Annotated in this window: 12 protein-coding genes; 7 read left to right on the top strand and 5 right to left on the bottom strand. The window is 49.9% G+C overall.

The annotated features are described in order from the left end of the window. The first annotated feature begins 457 nt into the window (after positions 1 to 457). Positions 458 to 712 carry a hypothetical protein gene (locus ACH2BK_RS06250; RefSeq protein WP_395002663.1) on the top strand — a complete coding sequence of 85 codons (255 nt, stop codon included), beginning with the start codon at positions 458 to 460 and terminating at the stop codon, positions 710 to 712. 112 nt (positions 713 to 824) lie between these two features. Here ACH2BK_RS06250 and ACH2BK_RS06245 read toward each other — a convergent pair whose 3' ends face one another. The 4 genes from ACH2BK_RS06245 to ACH2BK_RS06230 all read right to left on the bottom strand — a co-directional run bounded on the left by ACH2BK_RS06245 (position 825) and on the right by ACH2BK_RS06230 (position 4,883). Then, a complete protein-coding gene (locus ACH2BK_RS06245) occupies positions 825 to 971 on the bottom strand; it encodes a hypothetical protein (protein ID WP_395002661.1) in 147 nt (48 codons plus the stop codon). A 479-nt stretch (positions 972 to 1,450) separates the two neighbouring features. Next, the gene (locus tag ACH2BK_RS06240; RefSeq protein ID WP_395002666.1) at positions 1,451 to 2,029 is read right to left on the bottom strand and encodes a methyl-accepting chemotaxis protein; all 579 of its coding nucleotides are present in this window, start codon (positions 2,027 to 2,029) and stop codon (positions 1,451 to 1,453) included. Between the two features lie 1,249 nt (positions 2,030 to 3,278). Next, complete coding sequence (locus ACH2BK_RS06235) at positions 3,279 to 3,515, bottom strand: hypothetical protein (RefSeq protein WP_395002659.1); 237 nt, start codon at positions 3,513 to 3,515, stop codon at positions 3,279 to 3,281. A 15-nt stretch (positions 3,516 to 3,530) separates the two neighbouring features. Then, positions 3,531 to 4,883: a DUF3373 family protein gene (locus tag ACH2BK_RS06230; RefSeq protein ID WP_395002657.1), complete on the bottom strand. Its 1,353-nt coding sequence runs from the start codon at positions 4,881 to 4,883 to the stop codon at positions 3,531 to 3,533. A gap of 280 nt (positions 4,884 to 5,163) precedes the next feature. Here ACH2BK_RS06230 and selA point away from each other — a divergent pair, with 280 nt between their 5' ends. The 3 genes from selA to ACH2BK_RS06215 all read left to right on the top strand — a co-directional run bounded on the left by selA (position 5,164) and on the right by ACH2BK_RS06215 (position 9,039). After that, positions 5,164 to 6,801: an L-seryl-tRNA(Sec) selenium transferase gene (gene selA, locus ACH2BK_RS06225; RefSeq protein WP_395002655.1), complete on the top strand. Its 1,638-nt coding sequence runs from the start codon at positions 5,164 to 5,166 to the stop codon at positions 6,799 to 6,801. Positions 6,802 to 6,803: 2 nt separating this feature from the next. Then, positions 6,804 to 8,705, top strand: a complete 1,902-nt coding sequence (gene selB, locus ACH2BK_RS06220; protein WP_395002653.1) for a selenocysteine-specific translation elongation factor — start codon at positions 6,804 to 6,806, stop codon at positions 8,703 to 8,705. Positions 8,706 to 8,820: 115 nt separating this feature from the next. Further along, positions 8,821 to 9,039, top strand: a complete 219-nt coding sequence (locus ACH2BK_RS06215; protein ID WP_394997913.1) for a hypothetical protein — start codon at positions 8,821 to 8,823, stop codon at positions 9,037 to 9,039. Between the two features lie 92 nt (positions 9,040 to 9,131). Here the strand turns inward: ACH2BK_RS06215 and ACH2BK_RS06210 are convergent, their stop codons facing one another. Further along, positions 9,132 to 10,178 (bottom strand): hypothetical protein, encoded by a 1,047-nt coding sequence (locus ACH2BK_RS06210; RefSeq protein ID WP_395002651.1) that lies wholly within the window; start codon positions 10,176 to 10,178, stop codon positions 9,132 to 9,134. Between the two features lie 217 nt (positions 10,179 to 10,395). Between ACH2BK_RS06210 and ACH2BK_RS06205 the strand changes: the two genes are divergently transcribed. The 3 genes from ACH2BK_RS06205 (at position 10,396) to ACH2BK_RS06195 (ending at position 13,508) form a co-directional block, all read left to right on the top strand. Further along, a complete protein-coding gene (locus tag ACH2BK_RS06205) occupies positions 10,396 to 10,569 on the top strand; it encodes a hypothetical protein (protein ID WP_395002649.1) in 174 nt (57 codons plus the stop codon). 265 nt (positions 10,570 to 10,834) lie between these two features. After that, the gene (locus ACH2BK_RS06200) at positions 10,835 to 13,231 is read left to right on the top strand and encodes a TonB-dependent receptor domain-containing protein (protein ID WP_395002647.1); all 2,397 of its coding nucleotides are present in this window, start codon (positions 10,835 to 10,837) and stop codon (positions 13,229 to 13,231) included. Between the two features lie 130 nt (positions 13,232 to 13,361). Next, positions 13,362 to 13,508: a hypothetical protein gene (locus tag ACH2BK_RS06195; RefSeq protein ID WP_395002645.1), complete on the top strand. Its 147-nt coding sequence runs from the start codon at positions 13,362 to 13,364 to the stop codon at positions 13,506 to 13,508. Positions 13,509 to 13,534 lie beyond the last annotated feature (26 nt).

Genomic DNA, 13,534 nt, shown 5'->3' with positions numbered 1-13,534 from the left:
ACACTGCATTTTTTAGCAAGTTTATAGAATCTCTTGGTGCAATCGCGTCAGGAACGCCCCTTGGGCTAGCGCATTTTCTATAAACCGAGCTAGATTCTAAGCAATCTACAGAATCTACAACTTCAAAAACTTTGTGCAAGGCTTTGCCAAATATCAATAATAGTGCGTGCGGTAGCACGATGCCTAAGCAGAATCTATGCCAATAGATTCTGCCATTTTTGCAATGCAAAAATCAAATGAGATATGTAGCGCGATAGCGCAACCTCTCGCCCTTGTCGTGGTGTTAAAAATGCGTTAAAAAAATGCAGGAGTGCATTTTTAGCATTTTTGACTAGACAAGGAAAAAGCGAGACTCTCCCGCCAAAAGATATACTTTTGGCTGCGCAAAAAGACCCAACGGGTTGCAAGCAAAGCGCAGCAAAAACAGCGACGCTTTATTCTTTTCGGGGCTTTGAGAGTGCGGGGAGAGGGGATAAACCCCTTTTCTTTTTGCGCAAACAAGCGATTTGAGAAATTAGACAATATCCGTGAGAACACGACTCTAAGAAACTTAGAATCTACAGAATCTAGCGTAGATTCAGAATCTAAAACATTTATAGAATCTAGTGCGGAGATTCTAAAAGACGCACAACTTTCAGAATCTAGCCACTTAGATTCTGTATTTTCTCATTTCTTGGAGTCGCATTCTCACGAATACTTCTTTGCTTCTTAGAATCTTGTGTTTTATGCGAGAAGGGGGAGGGGCTTGAATGTGCAGGTATGGGCGAGTGGCGTTGCCACGCGCGCGAAGTCGCTCCCGATTTGGGCGGGCGGGTAAGAACTCTTTAGCCTCCCCCCACCCCGACGACGCTTACTACGGGGTGCTCCACACGGGATTTTTGATTGGATTTTTGCTGCGCAAAAATGGCAGAATCTAAGGACTTAGATTCTGCTCGGCTTGCGCTATCGCGCCCATTATTTGAATCGGGCAAAGCCTTGATAAAGTTTTTTGAAGTGGGAGATTGTGTAAAAACTTGAGATTCTAAACTTTGCTTTTGTGAATCTTGATTGGATTGCGCAAAGTTAGATTCTGTATTTTTTGTGGATTGTGTAAGTTTTCTAGATTCTAAATGTGAGTTTAAAACCTTGAATCTAAATTTTTCTTAGATTCTAAATCCCATACTTGGCTTAGTGCGTGGTGGGGGTGTGAGTTTTTAGAGTCTAGGGATTTTGCTTTGCCCAATATGGGGAGATTGTGTGTTTGTAATAGGATTGTGTGCTTGGCTTAGATTGTAAATCTATCGGCTAGATTCTACACAAAGGATTTGCGCCAAGCCCTCACAAAGCCCTCAAACTCCGTGTCAAACCCCCAAAAACCCCGCGCTAACTCTCCAAACTCTCCAAACTCTCCAAACTCTCCAAACTCTCCAAACTCTCCAAACTCTCCAAACTCTCCAAACTCTCCAAAATCCTAAAATCCTTGTATCACCCTGCTTAGCATAGCATCGTTTTCTTTGAGCTTGAGCGATCGCTCTACAACTGTGGCGATGACTTCTTGGGATTTGTGTAGGAGGCTATTGATAGAGTTTAGCTCCTCGATGATACTCCTTGTGCGCTTGCCGATCGTGATCGAGCTATCGGACTGCTGATGGATATTGCCCACCACTTCAGACATAAACTCCTGCACCTTATGCAGCGATTCTTTTGAGAGCTCTGTCTGCTCTGAAAGCGTTTCAAAAGTCTTAGAATTGGTGCTGATGGTTTTGTTCATCTCATCGAGGCTTTGCATAGTCGTGCCGATTTTCACCTCGATTTCTTGTAGGCTCTTATTGGTGCGCTCAGCGAGCTTGCGCACTTCATCCGCCACCACGGCAAAGCCTCGCCCATGCTCCCCTGCGCGCGCAGCTTCGATCGCAGCATTGAGTGCGAGGAGGTTTGTCTGTGAGGCGATATCAGCGATGAGCGCGGAGATCTCGCTGATTTGCTGGATATTTTCCGAGAGGAATTCTAGCTTGTCATGCAGCTCGCTCTGGCTCTGTGCCGCGCCCATCATCGCATTGCCTAGCGCGTCAGAATGCGTGCGTGTCTCATCGAGATATTCTTTAGAATGCCCCATTTTCTCGCTAGAGGCGTTGGCGATCTCGATATTTTCATCGAGGCTGCCTAGGATATGGTTGCCGCTTTTTACATTGTATTCGGTTTTTTCCACGATGTCAGTGATATTTGCCTCGAGGTTGGCGATGTATTGGTTGAGCTGCACGATCTCTTTTGTCGTGTGCCCCGCCACTTCGATCGTCTCTTTCATCTTATCGACAAAGGAGTTGATAAACACGCTCACGATTTGCAGCTCGTCCTTCTCCCCGCGGTTTAGGCGTAGCGTGCCGCCCGCACGGAGCTTGTCCCCGCCGCGGCTCACATCATTGAGATAGCTCACCACCGCTTTAGAATCCCGCTTAAACACGCCTAAGATTCTAAATATCGCATACATAGTAACTGCGGTGATTAGCATAATCACAAAGAGCATGATAAAAATCACATTGGATTGTGTGTTGGCAGACTCCCTTTTCTTATCGAGCTCGCCCAAATCCCCGAGGATAGAATCTAGCTCCGTGGAGTTTTGGCTAAGCCCATCGCCGATTTCTTGCATATTGGTCATCGAGCTATTGAGCTTCTTGCTCACGCTCTTTGTCATCTCATAGGTGCGCTCGATAAGCGTGGCATAAATCTCTGTAAAATGCCCTTGGAGCTGCACGGAGAGCTCTTGGGCGCTTTTGGCTTGCAGCGCGCTAGCGATCTTGGGATAAAACTCCGCGAGATCCTTATCGGTTTTGATAAAGCTCTCATTCCAGCTTGCTGTCATTTGGAGTATGAGGGATTTGTTTTTGCTATCACTCGGGTTTAGGAGGAGGTTGATTAGCCGCATATTTATCTGCCCGATAAACTCAAACTGCTCGATAAGCTCCTCATAATCCTCCATAGTCTCCTTAGTCTCGTGTATGTGTGCTTGGAGCGTGCCGATTTGCTCGATGGCGTTTTGTGAGAGCGTGCTGATATTCCCAAAGCTCTTGTGTATGCCCTGCATACTTTTAGATTCTGTATCGATAAACCCGCTAAAGGCGTATTTGAAGCTAAAAAAAGAAATGGCTAAAAGCAATATCCAAATACTTAGCGTTGTAAGCCCGGCATTGAGCTTGGCGGCGAGACTTAGGGCTTTTAGGCTTTGTAAAATCGAGGTTTTTTGCATTCACTCATCTCCTTTTTTGTATCTGCTCATCCTCCCCCTCAAGGGAGGGAGGTGGTTATTTACCAGCAACTTGCTCTTTGTTGGGGTTATCCGCAGCGCGCGCTACCATGCAGGTCTCTAGTGTCTTAGCGTCGTTGCTATCATCGACTTTGCTAGAGATCCAGCGCGTGATTTGCGCCATGGTTTTTGAGCCCGGATCGGGTGCGTTGTATTTTTGCATGAGTGCCTCGCAGTTGCCTAGCATCACGCTAGGGATAAATGCAAGAGCTGCCAAAAGTAGTAATTTTTTCATACTTCACTCCTTTGTTTAGAATCGCAAGATATATGCCGCAGAGAGATTTTGCGTCGTGATATCAGCAGCAGCAGTCGCACCATAGGTGTTGGCTAAGCCATAATCACGATGCAAGTAGGTGTAGCTCAAGCGGAAAAACTGGAAGGTATCAAGCTGGAATATCGCATACACATCATGCACATCACCGCGGGTGTTGCGGATATTGAGCGGATCATTAGCACTCACGCGTGAGAAGGCATACCAGTTTTTGCTCCCGTGGAAGTATTCATAGCCGAGCTTGAAGTGACTGCCAAAGTCATAGCGCGCACCAATATGGAGGGCGTAGGAGCCTTGTCCGTTAAAGAGTGCTACTTGTGGTAGCGTATCTGGTGTATTGCTTGCGTTGTGGCTATCTGTGCCATTTGCCCAAGTAAATGAAGCAAACCAGTTAAAGCCTGAGCCCGCGAGATTGAAGTTTTCGAGATGGATATTAGCGTATTGCAAATCCCCGATATTTTTTCCATCAGCACTACCGAGCAAAGTATTGCCTGTTTGTGCCGCTCCCTCTGGATTTGGCACAAGCCCTGCCAATGTAGGTGGTATAGAGTAGTTTGAGATATACATATAGGAGAGCATTAGGAGGCTTTTACCCGCAGATTTGGGGAGGAATGGCGTCTCATAAGCCACAAACATCAGATTCATATCTGCTTGTCCATTGCCACCAGCTTCATTAAAGATATTGCCCGCACCAGAATATAGATTGAGATACAACGGCTGATAGACTTTCGCAAATCCCGCGCGGAGTGCTGCGTCAGTATAGGGCTTGAATGTCACCACGCCCCCATCGCCTAGGGCATTGACAAGTAGCGCGGGGTAGGTAGACATACGCGCTGCGCCATTGCGGAGGTTGTAGCCCGGTCCTTCAGTCCCGGGGAGTCGCCCTACAGTGAGCGCCCAGTAGTTGCCTAAGAATAAATCCACATACGCACGCTCCACATACACCGCCGAGCCGCCAGCCACGCCCTTACCAGCATCTAGCGAGGTAACATAGCTCGCACTTGGCATCCACGAGAGATCGCCAAATGCCTTAGTCATCGCTAATCGTCCGGTAAATTTGGCGTATTTGGTCACATCGGCGTTCATGTTGAGATAGAGTCCCATAAGCCATTTGTTGGCTTGCGTGCTAGAAACGCCGTTGTTGTCGATAAAGAAGTTGTTCATCGAGGCGTTAAAATCTAGCCCGAATTTGACTTTGTTGAGCGTGGCTTGCAGCTCGTTTTGATCCACTCTGTCGTTTAGCTCATCGATTTGCTGCTGCAGTGATTTCTCCGCGGCAGCAAGAGGAGAGAGCGCTAAGAGTGAGGCGAGAAGTATCCCTTTTGTTTTCATCTAAGCTCCTTTTGGGTTGTTTGTTGGAATATTTGTCTCGTGAGAGGCAAGTTACTAAGGTGCGTAGCACAAAATCCTAAACCAAACACAAAACAAAACGCCTTATTATTACGCGTGAATTCTTAGCCAGAGTTTAAAAAAAAAAAAAAAGATACTATCGTGTGAAAATGCGTAACACAGCCGAGTTTGCAAACTCTGCGCACGCTATGGCTAAGCTTTTTTTAAGCGGATTTTAGGGATTTCTCACTAAGATATAAAAAACTTAAAAAAGGTGTAAGGTATGCACACACAAACACTCCTCCAAGCCCTGCCCAAAGTCGATACCCTGCTCTCACACCCGCGCTTTGCCTCGTATAATGCACAAGTCCTAAAGCCAATCATTCAGAGGCAAGTGGAGCGCGCGCGGCAGGCTCTGCGCCAAGATCTGTATGGAAGTAGCCTCGCAGCCACGCATACAGAGCTCGCGGCGTGTGTGATGCGTGTCGTGCGCGAGGCAGGGGCGGAGTCTCACGGAGCGCAAATAAACGAGGGACAAACAAACGAGGTGCGCGAGGAGTTGGGAGATTCACACGCGCGAGGCGAGGCGGAGGATTCTAAGGATTTGGGAGATTTGCGCGAGGCGTTGGGGGAGCTAGAGGATTTGGACGCACTGCGTGAGGTGCTCGCCCAAGCCCTCATAGAATCTATCGCTAGGGAGTATGAAGATCTCACTACCTCTTCGCTTGTGCCTCTAGTCAATGCCACGGGCGTGGTGGTGCAGACAAATCTGGGCAGGAGCGTGTTTGCGCCCAAACTCTTAGAGCGTATCGCGCCCCTGCTCACACGCTATTGTAGCTTAGAATACGACACACTCGAGGGCAGACGCTCTAGCCGCTACGCCCACGCCAATACCCTGCTCAAAGCCCTCTTTTGCCAAGAATATGAGTTTTTGCTCGTCAATAACAACGCCGCGGCGGTGCTGCTCATCCTCAATACCTTTGCCAAAGATAGGGAAGTAATCATCTCGCGCGGGGAGCTCGTGGAGATCGGCGGGGAGTTTCGCATACCTGAAGTGATGATCTCTGCTGGCGCGCTGCTAGCAGAGGTGGGCGCGACAAATAAGACGCATTTGAGAGATTATGAGCGCGCACTGAGTGAGCACACCGCAATGCTGATGAAAGCGCACAAGAGCAACTTCGCACAGATTGGCTTTTGTAGCGAGGTGGATATGCGCGAGCTAAGCGCGCTAGCACGCAAATATGGGCTTATTGATTATTACGATTTGGGGAGTGGGTGCGTGCTGGATCTGCCCTGTGAGAGCGTTGATAGGCGCGCTAGTGTGCGCACAGAGCCCAGCCTGCGCGAGATTTTTGCCGCGCCGCCCTCACTGCTAAGCTTTAGCGGGGATAAGCTCTTTGGCGCCTCACAAGTGGGGATCATCGCGGGCGAGCCCCATCTCATCGCCACACTCAAGCAAAACCACCTCTTACGCGCCCTGCGCGTGGATAAGCTCTGTATCAGCGCACTGCAAGCCACACTGGAGGCATACCTGCGCGATGAGCTAGATTCTATCCCCACGCTCGCTATGCTCTCCCTCACGCCTGATGTGCTGCACAAGCGCGCTAAGAGGCTGTGCCAAATGATAGAATCTCGCGCGCCTAGGGGTATCAGCGCGCAGATTGTGGAGGTGGATTCTCTAGCGGGCGGGGGGAGCTTGCCCGATAGGGTGTTTAGGAGCGTGGCAGTGGGGCTTAGGAGCACGAGGCTTAAAGCAAGCGCGCTAGAATCTCGCCTGCGCGTGGAGCACGCTATCATCGCGCGCGTGAGTAGGGAGTGGGTGCTGCTTGATGTGCGCACCTTGCTAGAGGGCGATATGGAGCGCATTTGTGAGGCTCTAGGCGCGATTACAGAATCTAGCGCGAAAAAATCGGAGAAGTGAGAATGCAGCAAAACTTAGGCAATCTAATCACAGATGGCGACACGACGGATAATGATATCATCGTGGGCTTGTGCGGGCATATCGATCACGGCAAAACCTCGCTCATACGCGCGATAAATGGCTTTGATGGCGATGGATTGAGAGAGGAGAAGGAGCGGGGGATCACGCTGGATTTGAGCTTTTCGCACCTGCGCACGCCTGCGCGCAATATCGCCTTTATCGATGTGCCCGGACACGAAAAGCTCGTGAGGCAGATGATCGCGGGCGCGTATGGGATTGATGTGCTGCTGCTCGTGGTGGCTAGCGATGATGGCATTATGCCCCAAACGCGCGAGCACCTCGCTATCGCTGATATGCTGGGGATTAGTCAATGCGTGTGCGTGCTAAGCAAAATCGACAAAACCACGCCCGAGCTCATAGAAAAGCGCAAGGCAGAGATAGCCGAGCTCTTTAGCGCGCACACGATCGCGCTTGTGGAGATTGTGCCCTTTGCCCTGCTAGATTCACAAGGCACAGAGTTTCTCCACAATCCCTATGTGGAGCAACTCATCGCCCTGCTCCAAACCCTGCCCAAGCCCGCTAGGCGCGATTATGGTATGGTGGTGTATTATGTCGATAGGGCGTTTAGTATCGCAGGGGCGGGGTGCGTGGTGAGCGGCACGCTCACAGGCGGGACAATCGCCAAATCCCAAGAACTCCTTGTCTGTGAAACCCAAAAGCAAGTCCAAGTGCGCAATATACAAATCCACGATGAGCCCACGCCACGCGCCACGCCCTCACATCGCGTCGCACTCAATCTCGCCCACACAAGCCCCCACGAGCTCCAAAGGGGCTTTTTGCTCACGCAAAAGGGCTTTGTGCGCGGGGCAAACCTCATCGATGCGCAGGTGCGCTGCTTTGAGGGCGTGGAGATAGCGCATAATGCCAGCTATGAGCTGTGTATCGGCGCGCGGCATTTGCCTGTGAGGCTCAATGTCCTTGATGAGGAGCTAGGGCTGTGCTCGTTAAGTGCTAGGGAGCCAATTTTTGCGCTGTTTATGCAGCCTTTTATCCTGCGCGAGGGCAATGTCAGCGTGTGCGGGGGCGTGGTGCTAAACCCAATCAACGATCCGATCAAAAAAAAGAGCAAGATTCCATTGCTAAAAGCCCTTTTGCGCGGGGATTTTGCGCAGGCTTTCGCGACTTTGACGCGCATTCATAGGCACGGATTTGGCGTGGTGAGCTCCACGCAGCGATTTGGGCTAAGCCACCAAGAAAGCAGCGCGATACTGCACACTCTCCACGAGAGCGGCGCGGTGTTTTTTGACCCAAGGGATCTCGTAGCCTATCCGCTAAGCGAGCTAGAGTGGCTCAAAAACGCGATTTTGGATATTTTTTATAAAAACAAGCACGCCCTGCTCTCTGCCCAGAGCCTGCAGCTCAAATACAAATGGGCGTCTTTGGGGCTTTTGCAATGCGCGCTTGATGGGCTTGTGGCGCAGCGATTTATCTTGCAGCGCGATTCGCTCTTTTTAGCCAAAAACAACGATATGGGCGATATCGAGGAGTTTTTGGAGCAAAAAATCTATGGGCTTTTGTGCGAGCAGGGGTATGCGCCCATCGCGCCCTATAATCTCTATGATAGCCTTGAGATTGATAGGAAGCTTGGCGATAGGATTCTAAAACGCCTCACCAAAGCCCAAAAAGTGCTGCGCGTGGCGCACAATCTCTTTATTAGCGTAGATTCTATGAGCGCGCTCGTGGCGATGATGCGCGAGATTATCCACACGCACGGCTATATCGACATCGCGCTTTTTCGCGAGAAGCTCCCGCTAAGCCGCAAGTATCTCATCAATTATTTGGAGTATCTCGATAGGTTTGGGGATATTGTTAAGGAGGGCGATAGGCGGGTGATGAGATTTTAGGCATTGAGCTTGCGCTTTGGGAAAATGGCTCTTTTTCGTTTCGCTACGCTCACATCAGCAGAGCGGGTATGCAATGCGATAGCAACCAACCCACACTTGCATAATACTAATTTTTTTGCTTACAATAGCAACCCCACGCAATCCACACCGAGTCGGAGGCAAGCCAAGCACGGAATGTAAAGAAAATACAGAATCTAAGGAAAGATTAGAATCTAGTTTTGATACCTTAGATTCAAACTTAGAATCTAGCCTTTCAGAATCTAAAACAATCACACAATCCACAGAATCTGAGGCTTTGAAAAACACAGAATCTCAAGCAGGTTCTAAAAAATGAGCAAAACCAAAGCAGCACAAAGCCCGCACGATCCAAAGCAGAGAGTCCAAAACACACTTAGCCTCCACAACGCCGCTAGCAGCCGCAACATCTCATATCTCTAGAGCCTGTGTGATCGCACAGACTTTGGCGATTTTTTGGGCGATGAGCGCGAGCTCCTCTGGGCTTAGATTCATAAAGCTTATGCTAAGCAGCTCGCGGCAATGGGGCTCCTCAAAGCCAAGCTCGCCTAGCACAAATGAGGGCTTAAAATTCCCCAAAAGACAATCCGCGCCGTTTATCACAGCGACATCCTCTAGCAGCAGGCTTTGGGCGAGCACACGTGCCTTTGCCCCAAAGACACGGAGTGCTAGGCAATTCCCCAAGCACGCATCTAAGGGCGTAAAAAGCCCCACGCGCTCCCCCAAAAGCTCTGTGAGATATCTAAACAAAAGGGCGTTATACCCGCGCGTGCAGTATTCCCACAAATGCGCGCTAGCCCTAAGCCCCTCGCACGCGCAATGCAGCGCAGCCATAAACCCACTAGCTAGCGGCGCATCCAGATAGGACACAAGAGATCCTAGCGAGTGCGCCACAAACCCACTGCGCGGCGTGAGCCCTATGCGCTCGCCGCTCACGACAAAGGCGATTTGGGGGTGGCAGAGCGAGGCGAGGAGCTCCCACGCCCCCACCTGCACGAGCGCAGAAACCTCCACAAAGAGCACCCACTCGCGCCCCGTAGAATCCAGCGCGTGCGCAATATCCAAAATCGGATTGAGGCTTAGCGTGTCCTCATTGACATAGGGAATGAAGTAGTAGCGCGTATCGAGTGCGCACACAGATTCTGTGGTGGGGGTGATGAGCTTTTGGAGATTGTCAAAAAGCCCAAAGCTCTGATAGGCTGCTTGTGAAAAGCCCACGCTCATAGCGCATTGCTCCGCCCCGAGCCTAAGCAAAAGCGCGCTAAAGTCCTCCTGCGTGCAGCCAAAGAACTGCACCCACTCGCGCCCAAACATCTCGCCTATGCGCCTTTGCAGAGCCTTGGTGCGCTTAGAATCCTCCAAGCTAAAGGGGTTTGGGATCGCATAGGGCTCATTGGCTAGGATTTGCCACGCCTCCTTGTTGCGCGCGAAATTTGCGAGATAGTCGAGTTTATACATTGTGTCTCCTATTATTTTTATTGCAATTTTGCCACAGGCAAAATTGCTACCGCTCGTGGCAAGTGAATTGCCACTCGCTCCGCTGCGCGTGCATACACGGCGTTTTTTAGCAAGTTTATAGAATCTCTTGGTGCCGCCACCTCATCAACGCCGCTTGGGCTAGCGCATTTTCTATAAACCCACCTAGATTCTATTATTTAACGCAAGTTTCACGCTAGTGAAACTTGTTATCGGCAATGTGGGCAAAGCCCTCATTGCCTCCGCTGCGCGTGCATACACAGAATCTAAATGCGAGATTCTGTGGCTTTTTAGTGCAATCGCGTCAGGAACGCGGTGTGGCAATGGCACAGATTCTATAAACCGAGCCAGATTCTATCAGAACACACTATAGAATCTAAGCAATCTACAGAATCTACTACCTCAAAAAATTTGTGCGAGGCTTTGCCAAATAGAAACTAAATGGGGCGTGGTGGCGCAAAGATTAGCAAAGACTAAGCGCAATTGTGTGACAGCCACAAAATGAGAGTAATTGTTACTATTTGTCAATTACAAAAATTTATCCCTCTCGATTCAGCGTAATAAAAAAAAAAAAAACGCATAATGGCCATTGCGATTAAAAGATAATAATCGTTATCATAAAATAAAGGAGAAGTAGAATGAAAGGATTACAATATGGCTTGTTAGCTACGAGTTTGGCACTAAGTATCGCATTAGCCGAGCAAGGCAGCCCTGCACAATCTCAAGGTGTTTCCACACAATCCCAAAGTGCCTCCGCACAATCCCAAGGGCGCGTCAAGCTCCAATCCACTTCGGTGGTAACCGCGGGGGGCTTTGAGCAGGAGCACACGCTAGCCCCTGCAAGTATCAGCGTCGTCACACCCGAGGACATCGCCTCGCGTCCTGCGCGCGATCTGGCTGAGGCACTTAGCAATGTGCCCGGAGTGAGCATTGATACGGGCGTTACCAAGACAGGGGGCTATGGCATCTCTATCCGCGGTATGGGGACAGCCTATACGCTAATCCTTGTCGATGGCAAGCGGATCAATGCAGACAACAGCCTCTTCCCCAACGGCTTTGGGGATTCAGTTACTAGCTTTATGCCCCCACTCTCAGCCATTGAGCGCATAGAGGTTATCCGTGGTCCTGCCTCCACGCTCTATGGGAGCGATGCGATCGGCGGGGTGGTAAATATCATCACCAAAAAGAGCTTTGATAAATGGGGCACTAGCTTTGGCTACGACTACACCTTCCAAGAATCTAAGCCCTTTGGCAACACGCAAGGCTTTAACTTCTACACCGCAGGTCCGCTAAATGAAGCCAAAAACTGGGGCTTATCCCTGCGCGGGCGACAATACACGCGTGATGGCGTCTCCACTAGCGATCTCGCCGTCGCGCCAAACCACACAGGCACGGGGACAAGCCACCTCACCGCAGGCGGCGTAGTGGGCTCTGCTCCGGGCAGGATCTACAATCTAGGCGGGCGACTTATATGGAATAGCCTCGATACCCTAGAATCTAAGCCCAAAAATAGCGTGTATCTGGATGTGGATTATTCACAACAATCTTACGACAACTCCGATGGTTTGGTAATGAGCAATCGCCGCCAATGGGATCAAAACAGAGATAAGCCCGATCAGGAATTCCAATCAGTGTATGGCTATAGCAGGAAGTATAATATCTATCGGGGCAATGTGGTGCTAGCGCACAATGGGCATTATATCTCTAGCCCTACTGGTATCCTCTCAAATCTCTCCACTGACACTTCAATCACTTATAATATCACTAGCAACGCAGGGCGCAATGTCCCGGGCGACTCATTCCCTAGGGCTAATGGTAGTAACGGAGGCGGTGGAGGAGGAGGCGGCAGCAACAACAACGGCTTCCTCAATGGCGTGCGTGCGGGCGATAATAGAGAGCTCATAAGCCAAGATCTAATCCTCGATCACAAAACCAATCTTTTCTTTACTTTCTCAGACAATTTCGGGCTCAATACCACCATAGGCGCGCGCTATTGGTATAACAACTTCCATGATAAGCTTCTCCAAGTAACCAGAGGCAACGCCACGGCAGATCAGCACATCGGCGCGCTCTTTGGCGAGGGCGAATTTATATTCTTTGAGCGATTATTCTTGACACTTGGTGCGCGCGGGAATTTCAACTCTATCTTTGGCTCTAACCTCTCGCCTAGAGCCTATCTCGCCTACAACGCCATCGATAAGTGGCTTACCCTTAAAGGCGGGGTGAGCACAGGGTATAAGAGCCCAAGCCTCAACAACCTCGTGCCAGAGATTGTGAGCTTCTCAGGCAGCGGCGCAAACCCCACCTATGGCAATCCAAACCTACGCCCAGAATCTAGCATAAATTACGAGCTTTCAGCCATCAGTGATAATGAGTATTTCAACCTCTCGCTTACAGGATTTTATATTGATTTCAAGGACAAGATTAACCAAGTGGGGGGCTTAGCTGGACAGATTACCAATGGCATGATAATTCCCGTAGTCGGCGTGCAGTGCCAAGCCACGAGCGGTGCGTGTAGCTACTACGATAATGAAGATAAGGCAGTGAGCTATGGTGCGGAGGTGTTTTTGGGTATCAAGCCTATCAGCGTGGGCTATGGCGCGATAAGCCTAAGCACGGCCTATACGTATAACAAAACCAAAGTCATAGAGGGCAGTAATGTCGGTGCGCGCTTTACCAATGTCCCGCTCCATAGCCTCAATGCCTCGCTAAACTACGACACGCATACATTTGGTGCGTATGTGCGCCAAGAGTGGAAGGCTGGGATTTATCGCGGCGATCCGAGTGTGCCAAACTCCGCTGCCGCTGCCGCTGGAGAGTTTTATGATCCCTACTACCTCACACATCTTGGCGGGTATTACAAATTTACCGATAGCTTGCGCCTAAATCTCGCAGTCTATAATCTCTTTAATTTCAATTTTATCGATTATACGAGTTATGCGGCGAATGGTATGAACACCATCCAATACACAAACGCCTTCAACTATGTGCGCGAGGGCAGGCGGTATTATGTCTCATTGATGATGGATTTTTAGAATCCACAACACACCATCTCAAGCATTACAGAATCTAGCCCGCTAGATTCTGTAACAAGCGCAGAATCTAAAGCGGAGATTTTAAAAAAATACGCAAAGAGAGAATCCAAGCGGTATAGAATCTACGCCATTGCCAAATCGCGTTCCTGACGCGGTGGCACTAAAAAGCCACAGAATCTCGCCAAAAAATACAATGTATGATCGCGTAAGCGGAGGGGTGGGAGGCTCTGCCCTAAGCCCCGATAACAAGTTTTGCACCGCAAAACTTGTGCAATAATGATGTGTTCGCGTAAGCCGGAACGA

Origin of the sequence: uncultured Helicobacter sp. (assembly GCF_949282165.1) — a bacterium.
Lineage (GTDB): Bacteria > Campylobacterota > Campylobacteria > Campylobacterales > Helicobacteraceae > Helicobacter_F.
This window is presented reverse-complemented; position numbering and strand designations above follow the sequence as displayed.

Bases quoted from the DNA above. Each gene is read 5' to 3' on its own strand.
- ACH2BK_RS06230 (WP_395002657.1), bottom strand. From the start codon at position 4,883: ATGAAAACAAAAGGGATACTTCTCGCCTCACTCTTAGCGCTCTCTCCT.
- ACH2BK_RS06235 (WP_395002659.1), bottom strand. From the start codon at position 3,515: ATGAAAAAATTACTACTTTTGGCAGCTCTTGCATTTATCCCTAGCGTG.
- ACH2BK_RS06240 (WP_395002666.1), bottom strand. From the start codon at position 2,029: ATGGGCGCGGCACAGAGCCAGAGCGAGCTGCATGACAAGCTAGAATTC.
- selA (WP_395002655.1), top strand. From the start codon at position 5,164: ATGCACACACAAACACTCCTCCAAGCCCTGCCCAAAGTCGATACCCTG.
- ACH2BK_RS06200 (WP_395002647.1), top strand. From the start codon at position 10,835: ATGAAAGGATTACAATATGGCTTGTTAGCTACGAGTTTGGCACTAAGT.
- ACH2BK_RS06210 (WP_395002651.1), bottom strand. From the start codon at position 10,178: ATGTATAAACTCGACTATCTCGCAAATTTCGCGCGCAACAAGGAGGCG.
- selB (WP_395002653.1), top strand. From the start codon at position 6,804: ATGCAGCAAAACTTAGGCAATCTAATCACAGATGGCGACACGACGGAT.